11 protein-coding genes are annotated in these 16,159 nt (G+C 46.5%); 6 read left to right on the top strand and 5 right to left on the bottom strand.

Annotated elements, in window-relative coordinates:
- Positions 1-124 precede the first annotated feature (124 nt).
- From EWH91_RS08415 to EWH91_RS08405, 3 genes are read right to left on the bottom strand one after another with little or no spacing between them, the layout of a single operon-like run.
- Positions 125-1,342, bottom strand: a complete 1,218-nt coding sequence (locus tag EWH91_RS08415) for a hypothetical protein (RefSeq protein WP_129929596.1) — start codon at positions 1,340-1,342, stop codon at positions 125-127.
- Entirely contained in the window at positions 1,335-2,534 is a 1,200-nt protein-coding gene (locus EWH91_RS08410; RefSeq protein ID WP_129929595.1) for a DUF58 domain-containing protein, read from the bottom strand. The genes EWH91_RS08415 and EWH91_RS08410 overlap by 8 nt, the downstream gene beginning before the upstream one ends.
- Positions 2,531-3,475 (bottom strand): AAA family ATPase, encoded by a 945-nt coding sequence (locus tag EWH91_RS08405; RefSeq protein ID WP_129929594.1) that lies wholly within the window; start codon positions 3,473-3,475, stop codon positions 2,531-2,533. The genes EWH91_RS08410 and EWH91_RS08405 overlap by 4 nt, the downstream gene beginning before the upstream one ends.
- Before the next feature lie 144 nt (positions 3,476-3,619).
- Here EWH91_RS08405 and mutS point away from each other — a divergent pair, with 144 nt between their 5' ends.
- A complete protein-coding gene (gene mutS / locus EWH91_RS08400; RefSeq protein ID WP_129929593.1) occupies positions 3,620-6,250 on the top strand; it encodes a DNA mismatch repair protein MutS in 2,631 nt (876 codons plus the stop codon).
- A gap of 36 nt (positions 6,251-6,286) precedes the next feature.
- Positions 6,287-8,161, top strand: coding sequence for a DNA mismatch repair endonuclease MutL (gene mutL, locus EWH91_RS08395; RefSeq protein WP_129929592.1), 1,875 nt, complete (start codon positions 6,287-6,289; stop codon positions 8,159-8,161).
- 327 nt (positions 8,162-8,488) lie between these two features.
- On the opposite strand, the gene pflA is transcribed toward mutL, so the two are convergent.
- Both pflA and pflB read right to left on the bottom strand, forming a co-directional pair.
- Entirely contained in the window at positions 8,489-9,265 is a 777-nt protein-coding gene (gene pflA, locus EWH91_RS08390) for a pyruvate formate-lyase-activating protein (protein ID WP_129929591.1), read from the bottom strand.
- Positions 9,266-9,333: 68 nt separating this feature from the next.
- Entirely contained in the window at positions 9,334-11,601 is a 2,268-nt protein-coding gene (pflB, locus tag EWH91_RS08385) for a formate C-acetyltransferase (protein ID WP_129929590.1), read from the bottom strand.
- Positions 11,602-11,852: 251 nt separating this feature from the next.
- On the opposite strand from pflB, the gene EWH91_RS08380 reads away from it, so the two are divergent.
- The 4 genes from EWH91_RS08380 to EWH91_RS08365 all read left to right on the top strand — a co-directional run bounded on the left by EWH91_RS08380 (position 11,853) and on the right by EWH91_RS08365 (position 16,112).
- Positions 11,853-13,247 carry an amino acid permease gene (locus tag EWH91_RS08380; RefSeq protein ID WP_129929589.1) on the top strand — a complete coding sequence of 465 codons (1,395 nt, stop codon included), beginning with the start codon at positions 11,853-11,855 and terminating at the stop codon, positions 13,245-13,247.
- A 292-nt stretch (positions 13,248-13,539) separates the two neighbouring features.
- Positions 13,540-14,478, top strand: a complete 939-nt coding sequence (gene miaA, locus EWH91_RS08375) for a tRNA (adenosine(37)-N6)-dimethylallyltransferase MiaA (protein WP_129929588.1) — start codon at positions 13,540-13,542, stop codon at positions 14,476-14,478.
- A 175-nt stretch (positions 14,479-14,653) separates the two neighbouring features.
- Positions 14,654-14,887, top strand: a complete 234-nt coding sequence (gene hfq, locus EWH91_RS08370; RefSeq protein ID WP_129929587.1) for an RNA chaperone Hfq — start codon at positions 14,654-14,656, stop codon at positions 14,885-14,887.
- Between the two features lie 271 nt (positions 14,888-15,158).
- Positions 15,159-16,112, top strand: a complete 954-nt coding sequence (locus EWH91_RS08365; RefSeq protein WP_129929586.1) for an AAA family ATPase — start codon at positions 15,159-15,161, stop codon at positions 16,110-16,112.
- The last annotated feature ends 47 nt before the right edge of the window (positions 16,113-16,159 follow it).

The raw sequence follows: 16,159 nt of genomic DNA, 5'->3' as shown, positions 1-16,159 counted from the left end.
AATAGATATTCAATTTTTGAGAGATAACTTTGACGAAATCACATACTTGGTTTTTTCATTCCCCTCTGTCAGGTCTATTCTAGGATAAAGAATAAGAAAAGTATATCCAGTTCTGCTGATGGGATCAATCGTTATGGGCTGTTTTGTCGCGGGAGACTTCCTTTTCCCGGATTAAATGACGAATATGCTGCAATGACTGAAAAAAAGCTTTTGTTTCGCATGGCGATAACGCCTGTCGCCCATATCTCACTTTCTGATAACCGGTGATGAGCGGGAGGCCCTGACTGTAAAGGCCGATCCGCTGAAACCATTCAGAAAGCGATTCGCTGCTATATCTGGTGCAGTGATGTTTTGCTGCCAGCTTTTGAAGCTGGAAAATATTTTTTCTGACTGGATTCTTTGGCGGAATCAATCGTCCGAAACGTCTCCGTCTGTTTTTCTTGTCAGGATGACGGGGAGAGATAACCGACTGGACTCTGGCGGGCATGATCGCACCGGTCAGGTGGATTCTTCTTTTTTTGAAGAGCAGAATCAAAATCAGAATTACAGCTGCAATGATGCAGGCTCCAATCAGGAAACTGTAATCCTGATATGGCGGAATTTGCGACATTTTATCCGCTCGCTCATTCATCTGGTCTGACGCGTTTGAACCATGAAATGCTTCCTGAATCCGTGCACCGGTGTCTGCCCTGGTCAGACTGTTCAGGAGGGTATTTAAACCATCAGCAATAGCGTATAATATATTTTTAAAGAAAAAGTTGAAAATAAAATCATAGATCCACACGATGACTGGTTTAAGCAGAAGTATGATGCCGGTCAGCACGCCCATGCCGAAAAGGAAGAGCAGCGTCATTCCTGGGAGAAAACGGATAGCTTTCCTCTGCTCTGTGATGATAAATGCGGTCAGGAGTAGCAGTTCCGTAAGGAGAAGAAGAAACAGAAAAGAAGAATTCGGAAAAGTAAGGAACAGGTAATAGAAAACAGACACAACTGCCGATATCAGAAACAGACGCCAGAGGAAGTGGGATGTTCTCTTCTCCAGAGCGCTCATGGAAAGGGATGTAAAAAGCAGAATAACCAGACAGCTCGCTGTCAGGGTGAAACTGAAGAGAAAGTATGCCGCACCTGCGCTGAGTGTCGAGAGAGTCAAAACGAGTGACAGCCGGATTTCTCTTTTATTCAGAATAACTCTGATTACGCCCCCCTGAACGAGTAAAAGGATCAGAAGTGGGAAAAAGACACGCCAGCCCCACACAGTTAAAGGGATCAGTACCAGACAGGTAAATGTATAACAGAATCCGATAAAACAAAGAAAAGGTAAATCAGGCAGCCGTTTAAACACTCATCTCACCTCCTGAAGCGGGCACTGTACTGAAAAATAAGGCATCTCCTTCTATATGAAGGAAAAAGACAACGTGTCCAAAGTTCAGCCATTTAAGTAAATACGGGCTGTTTTCTGATACACGGTCCCAGTCCATGATAAAAAGGGTCTGTGATCTGCTTAGGATCTGATCTATTGCCCGCATAGACTGATCAACAGGTGTCTTAATCTGCCATTTCTGCATAAAGGCCAGAAATTCCCACGCTTTTCTCAGCTGTGCTGTACCGTGACCTTCCTCAAGTTCAGTGATGATCTTTTTGCCCATCGGTTTGTTGTTACAGTAAATAGAATAGGAGATCTGATTTTGACAGGAAAATTTCGTCATATAAGCGGTGGCTGAAATCCGTTTTTCAAAATCATCTGTCGTTCGGTTTGCGGTGTTCCCCGGATCTGTCAGGAACACAAAACACCAGGACAGGTGAGCCACTTTTTCGAACACTTTCGTTTGCAGCCTGCCTGATCTTGCACTTGCTTTCCAGTGGATGTATCGAAATGGATCCGATGTTAAATAATCCCTCGTACCGGACGGCGCGGTATCATCATGAAAAAGTGCATGCGCGGCAGGATCAAAACCGGGATGCCGGGGGCGTAACTGGCTGACATTAGCCACCGGCAGCGGCTTCGGATAAATGATGAGTCTGTTTCTGATCAGTTCATTCGGCCTGAGCAGGACGCGACAGATATGGAGCGGGTCCTCACAGGTCAATTGAAAGGAACGAATTCTTGCCGTGCCCCGGGAGATGGCAGTGATCGGACAGGTTATGCTAATCGTTTTACCGGCGGGAATGGAAAAGGTGAAAGTGCAACTCTGTGGATGTTCATGTGTACTTTCGCGAAATTCAGCGATCGCATCAATTTCCAGTTCTCCCTGAATTGAGAAAAAAGGAAGGCGCGAGGTGTTTGTGAACATCAGCGTCAGCTCCCCATTTTCGCCAATGGACAGACGGGTGTCTGTTTTCTTGTTAATCAGCATAAGATGGCGGGTAAGATAGAGCATATATTTTTCAGATGTGTAGCCAAGCACGATAAAGAACAGCCCAATAAAGAGCAAAAACGGCTTGAAACGTAAAAATCCGATGAAGAAAACAGCGACGCCGAGCAGATAGAACAGAGACTGCATCCGCCTGTTCCGATCTTCAACCGACCAGTTCATCGATGCTGTGCCCCCGATTCCACAGGAACTTCAACCTGCTCGAGTAATTGATTCAACAGTTTCTGTCTGGTTGTGTGCAGATTTCCCTCCATAGACAGGACAAGCCTGTGGGGCAGAACACAGGCTGACATCTCTTTAACGTCCTCCGGGATAACAAAAGATCTTTCTGACAGAAGTGCTTTAGCCTGAGCCGCTTTCATGAGTGCCAGTGTGCCACGGGGACTGACCCCGTTTGTAATCCACTCATGGTTTCTTGTTGCACGGACGATGTGGAGCAGGTAATCTTCAACCGTTTCATCCATTCTGATTTTTCTGGCCTCATCGTGAAGCGAACAGATCTCATCCAGTGTGAGGACCGGTTCAATCGTATCCAGTGGCTCCTGCTCGCGATACAGATGCATCATCTGTTTTTCTTCAGCTTCAGAAGGAAAACCGGAGGATAACTGCATGAAAAAACGATCCATCTGAGCTTCGGGAAGGGAGAATGTTCCCTGGGATTCAATTGGATTCTGCGTGGCAATCACGATAAACGGAGACTTGATCGGATAGGTTTTCCCTTCAATCGTGACCTGCTGTTCTTCCATGACTTCAAGCAGGCTGGACTGCGCGCGGGGTGTTGCACGGTTGATTTCATCCGCAAGCAGCACATTCGTCATGACCGGCCCGATCCTCAGCTCAAACGTTTCGGATTTCGGATTAAAATACTCAATCCCTGTGATATCGGATGGTAGAATATCCGGCGTAAACTGGATCCGTCTGAACTGCCCTTTAATCGATTTAGCTAGTGTTTTTGCGAGCATCGTCTTCCCTGTTCCGGGAACGTCTTCCATGAGAATATGTCCGTGACAAATCAGTGCAATCATTATATATTCTACGAGCTGATCTTTCCCTGTCAGGACTTTACTTACATTATTTTTCAAATTTTCGAATGCCCGGATCATTGAATGGTCCCCTTCCTCCTGCACGCAAAGTTTCATTTATTATATCACGAATCACTGGATGAGAAAGAGCGACTGATCCCGGCTGTACGGAAAACCATGTGTTATAATTGAGAGATGAGAAATACACGGTTGGAGTGGACGTGGATGAGTTATACACCAATGATTAAACAGTATCTGGCCATTAAAGCCCAGTACCCGGACGCTTTTCTATTTTTTCGTCTCGGCGATTTTTACGAAATGTTCTTCGATGATGCAGTCAAAGCGTCGAAAGAACTGGAGATTGCTCTGACTTCGCGGAACGGGGGCAAGGATGAATACATACCGATGTGCGGCGTGCCTTATCATGCTGTGAAACAATATATAAAAGTTCTGATTGACAAAGGTTACAAGATTGCTATCTGTGAGCAGATGGAGGATCCAAAACTTGCAAAGGGCATGGTGAAACGTGAAGTCGTCCAAATGATCACGCCCGGCACGATTATGGAAGATGATTCAATCGAACCGAAGAAGAATAATTATCTTGCCGCGCTCAGTGCGTTCAGTGATGGATCAGGCGGCCTTGCCCTGTGTGATCTGACAACCGGCGAAACAAAGGTTACTCTGATTTCGACATGGGATGCCGTACTGCAGGAACTCGCTGCAAATGATGTACGTGAGGTGGTCATTGATCCTGAATTTGACTCAGAGAAGCGCAGCAGCCTGACTGAACAGATGAACCTGACGATTTCTGAGGATGCCCGGGATGAGGTTCCGGCTCAGCTAACGCCTATTACAAAAGGGATTGATCAGGAAAAGTTGCTCCGGCCACTGGGCAGATTGCTGCATTATCTTGTGACCACGCAGAAGCGCACACTTGATCATTTGCAACCGGCAGATGTTTATCATATTAATGCGTATATGATGATTGATCAGCATTCACGGCGTAATCTGGAGCTCACGCACACGAATCGGGACAAAAAAGTCTATGGATCACTGCTCTGGCTTCTGGATGACGTTAAGACGGCAATGGGGGGCAGGAAGCTGAAACAATGGATTGAGAAGCCGCTTTTGAACCAGGAGGAGATTGAGGACCGACTTCATGCGGTGGCCGCACTGAAGACGCATATGCTGGAAAGGGAAACACTGCGCTCGGCACTCAGCGATGTGTATGATCTTGAGCGGCTCGTGGGTCGCGTCTCATTTGGCAATGTGAATCCACGTGAAGTCCTGCAGCTGAAACGGTCCCTGGATCAGATTCCTGCCATCCGCCAGACGCTTTCTGAAATTCCTGAGCCTTCCCTTAAAAAGTACAGTCAGGAAATGAACCCCTGCACAGAAATCCGCGATCTGATTAACTCGGCTATTGTCGATGACCCGCCATTCTCGACAGCAGAAGGCGGCATGATCAGAAACGGCTACGACAAAACGCTGGATACCTACCGCGATGCCACGAAAAATGGGAAGCGATGGATTGCCGAACTGGAAGCCAAAGAGCGTAAGGAGACCGGAATCAAATCACTGAAGGTCGGTTATAATCGCGTATTTGGCTATTATATTGAAGTTTCCAGGCCAAACCTGAAACTCCTGCCGGAAGGCCGTTATGAGCGACGCCAGACCCTTTCAAATGCAGAGCGCTTTATTACCCCGGAACTGAAAGAAAAGGAACGCGTCATCATGGAGGCGGAAGAAAAGCGCATCGGTCTTGAATATCAGCTGTTCAGTGATGTTCGGGCTAAAATCAAGGAACACAGTGCGGAGCTGCAGAAGCTGGCCCGCCTGGTCAGTGGCCTTGATGTCCTGCAGAGTTTCGCCTCGGTCAGTGACCGAAATGGTTATGTTGAGCCGGAGTTTTCTCATGACCGGACTCTGTCCATTTCAGGCAGTCGGCATCCGGTGATTGAAAAGGTAATGAAAAAGGGTGCCTTTGTTTCAAACGACATTCACATGGATGCCTCGAGTGATATGCTGCTGATTACCGGGCCAAACATGGGTGGTAAAAGTACCTACATGCGCCAGGCGGCACTGACTGCGATTATGGCGCAGATCGGTTGCTTTGTTCCGGCGGACAGGGCTGTACTTCCGATATTCGATCAAATCTTTACCCGAATTGGCGCAGCTGACGACCTGGTATCCGGACAGAGTACCTTTATGGTTGAGATGGACGAGGCCAGATATGCACTGACCCATGCCACACAGAACAGCCTGATCCTGCTGGATGAGATTGGACGCGGGACATCGACTTACGATGGCATTGCAATCGCTCAGGCGATAGTGGAATATATTCATGATCACATCGCGGCAAAAACCTTTTTTTCAACCCACTATCACGAGTTGACCTTTCTGGAGAACAAACTGGATAAGCTGAAAAATATCCACGTGGGAGCAATGGAGGAAAATGGAAACGTCGTCTTTCTTCACAAAGTCGTGGAAGGTCAGGCGGATAAAAGTTACGGCATTCATGTCGCAAAACTCGCCGGACTGCCTGACGACCTGATCCGACGCGCAGCTGAAATTCTTAGCGGGCTGGAAAAGGGAAATGATTCTCCGAAACATAAGCCGGTCGACGCCGGCGCCCGCCAGGAAACCGCAGTTGCCCGGGAAACTGCAGATGCAAAAGGCCCCGAGCAGCTTGCCCTGTTTCCGGAACCGGCGGGAAAGTCGAAACCGGGAGAAAAACATAGCCATAAAATAATTCGTGAACTGGAAAACCTGGATTTGCTCACAATGACACCGATGGACGCGATGAATCAGTTGTACAAGCTGCAAAAGGAAGTAAAAAAAGATCCGAAGAAATAAAGATAAGGGAAACACCGATTCAAGGAGGAACAGTGGATGGGTATCATTCAGAAACTGAGTGTGTCACTGGCAAACCAGATCGCTGCCGGAGAAGTCGTTGAACGCCCTGCATCTGTTGTCAAGGAACTCGTTGAAAATGCGATTGATGCTCAGGCAACAGCGGTTACAATTCTGATAGAAGAGGGTGGATTGAAATCCATCACCGTTCGGGACAATGGGGCAGGATTAGCACCGGAGGACTGCCAGGCGGCTTTTGAACGGCATGCAACGAGTAAAATACACAAGGATTCCGACCTCTTTCATATCCGGACCCTGGGCTTTCGGGGAGAAGCTCTGCCAAGTATTGCAGCTGTCTCTTATCTCGAGATGAAGACTTCCGACGGACAGCATCCGGGAATTCATCTGGTCCTTCAGGGGGGACATGTCATACAGTCAGGTCATACGGAAAGCCGGAAGGGGACCGAGATTAAGGTCAGCCGGCTGTTTTACAATACGCCTGCGCGTCTGAAGTATCTGAAAAGTTTTCATACAGAACTTGGGAAAATATCAGATGTGGTCAACAGGATGGCGCTTTCTTATCCGCATATTCAATTTACCCTGACTGAAAACGAAAGAACCGTTTTTCAGACGAACGGAAGCGGTGAACTCAGCCATGTACTCGCTGCCATTTATGGTGTGCGCACAGCGAAGGCTGCTGTCCCCTTTTCAGGTGATTCACTTGATTTTCATGTTGAAGGTCTGGCGGTGAATCCGCAGATCAACCGTGCCGGACGGCAATATGTCTATATATTTGTAAATGGCCGTTTTATTAAAAATTACCCGATCTTTAACAGTATTATTGAAGGTTATCATACACTACTTATGGTCGGGCGTTACCCGATCTGTGTGATTCATATTAAAATGGATCCATCACTGGTCGATGTGAACGTCCACCCGGCAAAACTTGAAGCGCGAATCAGTAAGGAGAAGGATTTGTGCACGCTTATCACAGGAACGATCCGTGAAGCATTTCACAGGCAGCGTCTGATTCCGGCTGTAGGCACAAAGATGCACCGCGAACATCCTCAAGTCGAGCAGCAGGCAATGGATTTTTCTCCTGATGTGGCCATCGGTCCGGATCTGTCCGCCTCAGGATCACCTGCTGCAGAACATTCACCGGTTTCTGAGGAGCAGCCTCCGAAAGAGACAATTTCCGGTACAGAGCGTATCGGTGAATCCATGGAGCAGTCCGGGGATCAAGTGTACCGGCGGTCGCTGCCTCAGGAAGGGGACGAAATGGAGCCTGCTTCTTCTTCTGAAGAGCCGTCAGATGAAATGAAAACTTCAAGCAGAATGCCGAAGTTATATCCGATCGGTCAGATGCATGGTACGTACATTTTCGCCCAGAATGAAGACGGTTTGTATATTATAGATCAGCATGCAGCACAGGAACGAATCAATTATGAATATTACCGGGAGAAAGTAGGTGAGAACGCCCGGGAGGTGCAGGAACTGCTCGTTCCCATGACATTTGAATTTACCCATTCTGAATATGAAACAGTCATGGAATATCACGATTATCTGAAGGAGATCGGGCTGGATTTTGAGTCGTTTGGCAATCGATCCGTTATTATCCGTTCCCATCCGACCTGGATGCCGAAGGGGAGAGAGCCACAGATGATTGAGGATATCGTTCATCAACTGATTGAAAGCGGGAAGATATCCATCAAAAAACTTCGGGAGGATCTGGCGAAGATGATGTCCTGCAAACGGGCAATCAAGGCGAACCACTATCTGAGAACCGACGAAATTCAGGCACTTCTGGACAACCTTGCTAAAGCAAAAGATCCGTTCACCTGTCCCCATGGACGCCCGGTTATCGTTCACTTCACGCCCTACGAAATGGAAAAGATGTTTAAAAGGGTACAGTAAAGGGGGCTTAAAGGGCAAAATAGATTTCTTCAGGATAGGGATCGTGACCCATCGCTTGACCCTGATTACAAACAGTATCTCGCAAATCTATTGTACAGGGAAAATTGAGCGATGGGTCTTTTTATCCCGAATGAACGGGCGGGCCCACCTCAGGGTCATGAGGATAAACGAACATGCCAGGGCGGGGGATCACTGCCCGCGGAAGTCTGATGGATTCCACTGGTTGAAGTATTACTTTATTTTCTAAGTGGTTGCCCTTAAAGGGTAAATTCAAGTCAAAAAAAAGCACACAGTTGTGTGCTTCAAAATCCGAAAATACAGATCCTCTTACTTCCGATAATCCGCACAGTGAAGCAGTTCTTCGGCATTCCTGATACGTTCATCGGTTGGGGGGTCTACGCCCTCGAGGCGGTAACGGATACCCAGTTCATGATATTTTGCAATGCCCATTGTATGGTAGGGCAGAATTTCCACGCGTTTGACATTTGTCAAGGTCTGAATGAACGCATTTAACTTTTTCAGATCTTCATCATTATCGGTCACACCGGGAACAAGAACATGGCGAATCCATATCGGTTTACCAATAGAAGAGAGGTAGCGACACATATCGAGAATATTCTCATTCGTGAAACCGGTCAGCTTTCGGTGCTTCTCCGGGTCAATCTCTTTAATGTCTACAAGAAGCAGATCCGTGACAGTCATCAGTTCGCGGAAGAGACTGAAAAACGGTTCTTCACGGGTAAAGGGATGTCCGCTGGTATCCAGACAGGTGTGAACCCCTTCATCTTTTGCCCTGCGGAACAGATCAAGGGCAAAATCAGGCTGCAGAAGGATTTCACCGCCGCTTAATGTAATACCTCCGTCTTTTCCCCAGAAGTCACGATACTGGAGCGCTTCACTCAGGACTTCGGCTGCTGATCGCTTCCTGCCGACACGCGTTTTCCATGTATCCGGATTGTGACAATACATACACCTCATATCACAACCCTGCATGAAGACAACGAAACGGATTCCTGGTCCGTCGACCGCACCAAAACTCTCTGTAGAGTGGATGTAACCGAGAACGCCTGGATCTCCTGATGTTTTATTTTGCTTGATTGTCATGGCTGATCATCTCACTTTTATAAAAAAAGCAGGCATCGGATCTGCCTGCTTTTCCGGCATAAGTACATTTACATACGGCTGTGGAAAGTCCGGGAAATCACGTCGTCCTGCTGTTCCTTTGTCAGGTCGGCAAAGTAGACGCAATAGCCGGAAACACGAATGGTTAAAGTTGGGTACTTTTCCGGATGTTTCTGGGCATCAATCAGTGTCTCACGGTTGAATACGTTGATATTCAGATGATGTCCGTTTTTGCGCATATAACCGTCTACCATACGGACAAGCGTATTTTTCTGAGTCTCGGAGTCAGCGCCCAGTGTGGAAGGCGTTACCGCAAAGGTATTGGAAATCCCGTCGGTTGCATAGCGATAAGGGATCTTTGCAACGGACATCAGAGAGGCGAGAGCACCACTTGTTTCAGAACCATAATAGGGATTTGCCCCGGGAGCAAATGGTTTGCCCTGCTCACGCCCGTTCGGAGTTGAACCGGTATTCTTGCCATAAACGACATTCGATGTAATCGTCAGAACAGAAGTGGACAGCTTGGCACCGCGATAAAGGTGGTGACGGGCCATCTTGTTATAGAAGGCTTTGATCAGCCAAACGGCTATCTCGTCGGCACGATCATCGTTGTTCCCGTATTTCGGGAAATCGTTATCCGCCTTATAGTCCACTGCAAGACCGTTTTCATCACGAATCACGCGGACATGCCCGTATTTAATTGCCGAGATGGAGTCAACGGCAACAGAAAAGCCGGAAATACCGGTCGCGAATGTCCGATCCACATGGGTATTCTTCAATGCCATTTGCGCTGATTCATAGTAATATTTATCGTGCATGTAGTGGATGATGTTCAGTGAGTTGACGTATTCATCCGCCAGCCAATCCATCATGGGATCGAATTTCTTCATGAATTCATCATAATCAATATATTCGGATGTGATCGGTTCATAAGCGGGGCCGACCTGTGCCTTTCCAATTTCATCGACTCCGCCGTTAATCGTATAAAGGATCGCTTTGGCGAGGTTAGCCCTGGCGCCGAAGAACTGCATCCCGTCGGCAACCGGCTGTGCGGATACGCAGCAGGCGATCGCATAATAATCAGTACCCCACTGTGTGCGCATCAGTTCGTCGTTTTCATACTGAATGGTTGAACTGTCAATCGATACCTGAGTCGCGTACCGTCTGAAACTTTCCGGAAGTTTTTCCGACCAGAGCAGGGTGATATTTGGTTCCGGAGAGGGTCCCATGTTCGCCAGCGTATTCAGAAAACGATAGGAAGTCTTTGTGACCATCGGCCGACCGTCCATTGCCATGCCACCGATTGACAGGGTTGCCCAGATCGGGTTGCCGGAGAACAGCGAATCGTATTCAGGAGTACGGATGTAAGCGACCATCCGCAGTTTCATAGTAAACTGGTCGATCAGTTCCTGTGCTTCCTTCTCGGTCAGTACGCCGTTTTTCATATCCCGATCGATGTAGATATCGAGGAATGCATCGATCCGTCCAATCGACATGGCGGCACCGTTCTGCTGTTTTATTGCTGCAAGATAGCCAAAATACAGCCACTGAATGGCTTCACGGGTATTTTTCGCCGGTTTTGAAATATCAATACCATAGCTCGCAGCCATTTCTTTCATTTGTTTCAGTGCACGGATCTGATCCGTTACCTCTTCGCGTAACTGGATCACTTCGTTGGTCATTTCACCATCGCCGATATTTTCGAAATCTTGCTTTTTGGCTTCAACCAATCTGTCAATGCCGTAAAGAGCGACACGGGGGAAGTCACCGATCAGGCGACCGCGTCCGTAAGCATCTGGCAGTCCGGTAATAATTTTATAGTGACGGCATGCACGCATTTTCTTATCATACACATCAAAAACGCCCTGATTGTGTGTTTTGTGATATTCGGTGAATACATGTTTGATTTCAGGGTCGATTTTCAGGCCGTGTGCCTCAAGTGCTTCTTCCGCCATACGAATCCCGCCGTACGGCATCAGAGCCTTCTTCAATGGTTTGTCGGTCTGCAGGCCGACAATCTTTTCAAGACTTTTATCCAGATAACCAGGCCGGTGGGAAGTGATCGTTGAAACAACCTTTGTGTCGGCATCAAGTACTCCGCCGGCTTCGCGCTCTTTAAGTTTCAGACTCATCAGTTTATTGTTCAATGTCGTTGTTGCATCAGTGGGACCGGTCAAAAACGATTCATTACCGTAATAGGGCTTGTAATTCAGGTTAATGAAATCACGGATATCAATTTCATCCAGCCATGCGCCCTTTTGAAAGCCCTTCCAAAAATGATCATAGTCATTTTTCTCAATGGTTTTTGTCTGTAACATATGTGTCCCTCCAATTCCTGTTCTCTTACCTTTCACGATTCCATTTTAGCGTATTTTATTGAAAAAAAGCGCTTTATTAACAATAATCCACAGAATGTTCATAAATTAAAGAGCCATTTTTAGCTGACAGGCATTCGCCTTACCTTTTCTGCTTCCTTACATCTCAGGTTTTACCCATTCGTTATAATGGAGGTTATATTTGCTTTATCAGTTTAAAGCGGATGTGCAAATACAGAGAGAAAGGACAGAAAATGATGGGTGTGACAGAGAAAAAGGGCGAATCACTCAGGCGTGGACTTGAGCCGCGTCATATTATGCTGATGGCTATGGCCGGGATGATCGGAACAGGAATTTTCAAAGGAAGCGGTGATACGTTATCTATCGCCGGTCCCAGTGTGACGATTGCGTACCTGGTCTGCGGCTTAATTTTATTTATTGTCATGGTGGCACTCGCAGAGATGGCGATTGCCTTTCCCGGTCTGAACATGCAGCATTTGATGTACAAGGCGTTTGGTTTCAGAGTATCGATTATGATCGGGTGGCTGTACTGGATTAACTGGATGATTGTGACTGTTGTAGAGGTGCTTGCGGCCGGAAGCTTCCTGAACTACTGGTTTCCAGGTGTCCCCCTTTGGTTGCTTGCCGGTCTGTGTGGCTTATTTATTATCATGATTAACCTGTTTCAGGTCAGCCTTTACGGAGAGTTCGAATTCTGGTTTGCCGGTATTAAAATAGGTGCCATTATTGTATTTATTATCCTGGGTTTTCTGATTTTGTTCGGGGTAATCCAGGGTCCCACGGGCCCCGCGGATCCTGTGAAAAACTTATTCGGATATGGTGGATTCTTTCCGAATGGCGTTGGAGGAATGGTCTCGGCACTTCTTGTTGTGATTTACTCCTATGGCGGGTCTGAGCTGATCGGGCTCACCGTGAATGAGGCGAGAGATGTGGAACACGTTCTGCCGAAGGTGATCAAGACAGTTGTGACTCGTGTTGCGATGTTTTATATTCTGCCGATTATCATCATATGCAGCCTGATGCCCTGGAACAGTGTTTCAGCGACTGAGAGCAGCCCGTTTGTTCAGGTATTTGAGGCGGTCGGCCTGCCGGGTGTTCCGCATTTGATGAATTTTGTTCTCCTGACAGCCGTGCTGTCTGCGGGGAACTCCGGCATTTATGCGACAACACGTACGTTATATGCAATGGCTGAACGTGGTGAAGCGCCCAGGTTTGCCAGAAAGCTGACCAAAAGGGGTGTACCACTTGGTGGAATAGGTCTGACTGCCGGGTTTCTGGCAGCTGGTGTTGTTCTTGCGTACCTTTCACCGAATCAGATTATCAATCAACTGATGAGTATCCCGGGGTTCACCATTTCTCTGGTCTGGATCGCCATTTGCCTTGCAGAATTGAAACTTCGGCCGAATTATGATCGTCTGCCGTTTTTCAGAATGGTGGGCTTTCCTTATATGACGATCATCGGTGCTGCAGCTTTATCACTGATTTTCATCACATTTGTTCTGAATCCGGCAAATCTGGTGGGGACACTGACATGTCTCGGAATCATGACCTTCCTGATTATTATCTCATTCTATATCCGGCCGGAGCAAAAACCTGCGACCGGCAAAACCTCTTCTGATGATGATTGAAAAAAAGATGTGTTTTAATAAACGAGGCTTTCAGCTTTTTGCTGAAAGCTTCTTTCTGATTAAAAAACATAAGTTCGTATCATTAGATCAAGGGGTAATCGGATGCGAAAGATTGTTATTTAAAATCATTTGTTGCTCTAATTGCCGTTGAGTAGCATTTTTTCAGAAAAACAAATATACTGGCAGATCGTCTGCTTCGTATTTCTTCAGTTGATCATGGATAAAGGACGATATGCTGTGCTACACTTGGTAGCATACAGGAAAATCGGAAAGCAGGTTCATCAGCAGACTCATGCATAAACAGATGATTGCTGTGGTTGGCCCCACAGCTGTTGGAAAAACAAAACTGAGCATCTTTCTCGCAAAACACCTTAAAGGCGAGATTATTAACGGCGACGCTTTTCAGGTATACCGGGGACTGGATATCGGTACAGCAAAAATATCAACAGAAGAAACAGAAGGCGTCCCGCATCATTTGTTTGATATTCGTAATCCCGGAGAGACGTATTCTGCAGCAGATTACCAGAAGGATGCCCGTCAAATAATCCGGGAAATTCAAAGCAGAGGAAACGTGCCGATTCTTGTTGGCGGGACCGGTTTTTATGTAAAAAGCGCGCTCTTTGACTATCATTTTTCGAATGTCGGTTCGAATCCTGAATACCGGATGTATCTGGAGGAGGCCGAAAAAAAGAAGGGATCAGGTTTTCTTTATGAACACCTGAAATCAGTTGATCCCGACGCGGCCTGCCACATCCATCCGAATAATCTCGTCAGGGTGATTCGGGCGCTTGAAGTGACCCATGAAACGGGCATTCCATTCAGCAGACAGCAAAAACAGGTTTCTGATGTGCCGCTGTTCCATGTCATGATTATTGGCCTGACGATGGCTCGCGAACTTCTTTACGAAAGGATTAATCAGCGGGTGAACCTGATGATGGGAAAAGGGTTGCTTCATGAGGTTCAGGAACTTTATGAAAAAGGCTTACGGGACAGTCAGGCGATGCAGGCCATTGGTTATAAAGAGTTTTTCCCTTACTTCGACGGGAAAATAACACTTGATCAGGCAGTCGATCAGCTGAAGAAAAATTCCAGACATTATGCGAAAAGACAGCTTACATGGTTCCGGCGGCAGATGGATGTCAGCTGGTTTGATATGACCGATGCGCTGAGCGACTTTTCAATTCAGGCGGATAAAATTCTGCAATTCGTGCAGAAAAAAATGTCGTGCTGATGATTCTTTGCAAATGATGGAAAATTAAAATATAATTATGATGTTAGGCTTTTTTCTGGCAGGATAGATTTTCATTCTTCTCAGAAAAATGATTTAATATTTTCATTTAATTATTGCAGGAAAAATTTAATCTAAAGCGAATAATTGTAGTTAGAGAGAAAAGAGGAGGAAGAAAATGAAACAGTCGATTAATATTCAGGATACCTTTCTGAATCAGTTGCGTAAAGACGGAATCTTCGTGACCGTATTCCTGGTCAGCGGTTTCCAGCTCAAGGGTAAAGTGAAAGCTTTTGATAATTTTACCGTCCTTCTGGACAGTGAGGGTAAACAGCAATTAATTTTTAAACATGCTATTTCGACATTCACCCCTTCACGGCCGGTGAATCTGACTAATCAGGAAGAATCGTAACGGAGGCTGTTCATCATATTGAAGAAAGTCGGTCAAGTCACTTTTTTCTGATCAGGCATAAATCCTCCAGCAAGATAGGAAGAGGCGGCAGCTGCTGCCTCTCTTGTTTTACATCCAATTATTTTAACGTATTTCTCCCTTCTGAATGTTCGACATGAATCATAAGATAGTTCTGTCAGCTGATTTACATAGGGCCAATCGTCATGAAATAAAACAGAAAAACAGCTGGCCGGAAAGTGAGTATGTTGCGCAACAGTGAGGGGGTTGCTCAGTGCGGGAGGCTTACACAAATATACAGAAGAGCCAGATCAACGTGATCTTTAACCAGAAAAAAGAAAATGCCGTTACACTTCCATTTCCTGTGGATGAGAAAATCAGTCATGCGCCTCTGGAGAAGATTGAAAACAGGCTCAGCAGGCTGATCGGTCTGGATGAAGTGAAACGAATGGTGAAGGAACTTTATGCCTGGCTGTATGTTTATAAAAGAAGAGAAGAAATGCAGCTCAAGGTCCGGAAACAGTCGTTTCATATGCTTTTTAAAGGGAATCCTGGAACGGGAAAGACAACGGTGGCCCGTCTGTTAAGCGATTTATTCCGGGAGATGGAGATACTGCCTAAAGGGCAGCTGATCGAAGCTGACAGGGCGGATCTTGTTGGTGAATATATCGGGCAAACCGCCCAGAAAACAAGGGTTCTGGTGAAAAAATCACTTGGTAATGTACTGTTTATTGATGAAGCATATGCGCTTGCCCGTGGCGGAGAGAAAGATTTTGGACGGGAGGCTATTGACACACTCGTTAAACAAATGGAAGATCATAAAGATGACTTTATTCTGATCCTTGCGGGTTACTCAAACGAAATGGATCAGTTTCTTGGTATGAATCCAGGCCTGTTATCACGTTTTCCTGTTATTCTGTCATTTCCTGATTTTTCAGGGAAGGAGTTACTCACTATTTCCAGACAGATGATCAGCGAACGCGAATACAGGATGACAAATGAGGCGGAGAAACGTCTGTCCAGACACCTGTATAAGGCTGCCATCCACCATGATAGCGAATTCAGTAACGGCAGATATGTACGAAATCTGATTGAAAAAATGATTCGTCAGCAGGCCGTTCGACTGGTTCGGGAAGGGACCTTCGACAGAGAGTCATTGATGACAATTCGAGCATGTGATCTTGTCATGGATGACGACAGATTATTACCCGAAACGGGCGAACCCTGACTTTATATGAAGCGAAATCAACAGACTCATTGAACAAAGTATGATAA

The organism is Sporolactobacillus sp. THM19-2, from assembly GCF_004153195.1.
Taxonomy (GTDB): domain Bacteria; phylum Bacillota; class Bacilli; order Bacillales; family Sporolactobacillaceae; genus Sporolactobacillus.
This window is presented reverse-complemented; position numbering and strand designations above follow the sequence as displayed.

Excerpts from the sequence above, each read along its gene's own strand:
- EWH91_RS08405 (WP_129929594.1), bottom strand. The coding sequence starts at position 3,475 with ATGATCCGGGCATTCGAAAATTTGAAAAATAATGTAAGTAAAGTCCTG.
- pflA (WP_129929591.1), bottom strand. The coding sequence starts at position 9,265 with ATGACAATCAAGCAAAATAAAACATCAGGAGATCCAGGCGTTCTCGGT.
- mutL (WP_129929592.1), top strand. The coding sequence starts at position 6,287 with ATGGGTATCATTCAGAAACTGAGTGTGTCACTGGCAAACCAGATCGCT.
- EWH91_RS08410 (WP_129929595.1), bottom strand. The coding sequence starts at position 2,534 with ATGAACTGGTCGGTTGAAGATCGGAACAGGCGGATGCAGTCTCTGTTC.
- hfq (WP_129929587.1), top strand. The coding sequence starts at position 14,654 with ATGAAACAGTCGATTAATATTCAGGATACCTTTCTGAATCAGTTGCGT.
- pflB (WP_129929590.1), bottom strand. The coding sequence starts at position 11,601 with ATGTTACAGACAAAAACCATTGAGAAAAATGACTATGATCATTTTTGG.
- miaA (WP_129929588.1), top strand. The coding sequence starts at position 13,540 with ATGCATAAACAGATGATTGCTGTGGTTGGCCCCACAGCTGTTGGAAAA.
- EWH91_RS08380 (WP_129929589.1), top strand. The coding sequence starts at position 11,853 with ATGATGGGTGTGACAGAGAAAAAGGGCGAATCACTCAGGCGTGGACTT.
- mutS (WP_129929593.1), top strand. The coding sequence starts at position 3,620 with ATGAGTTATACACCAATGATTAAACAGTATCTGGCCATTAAAGCCCAG.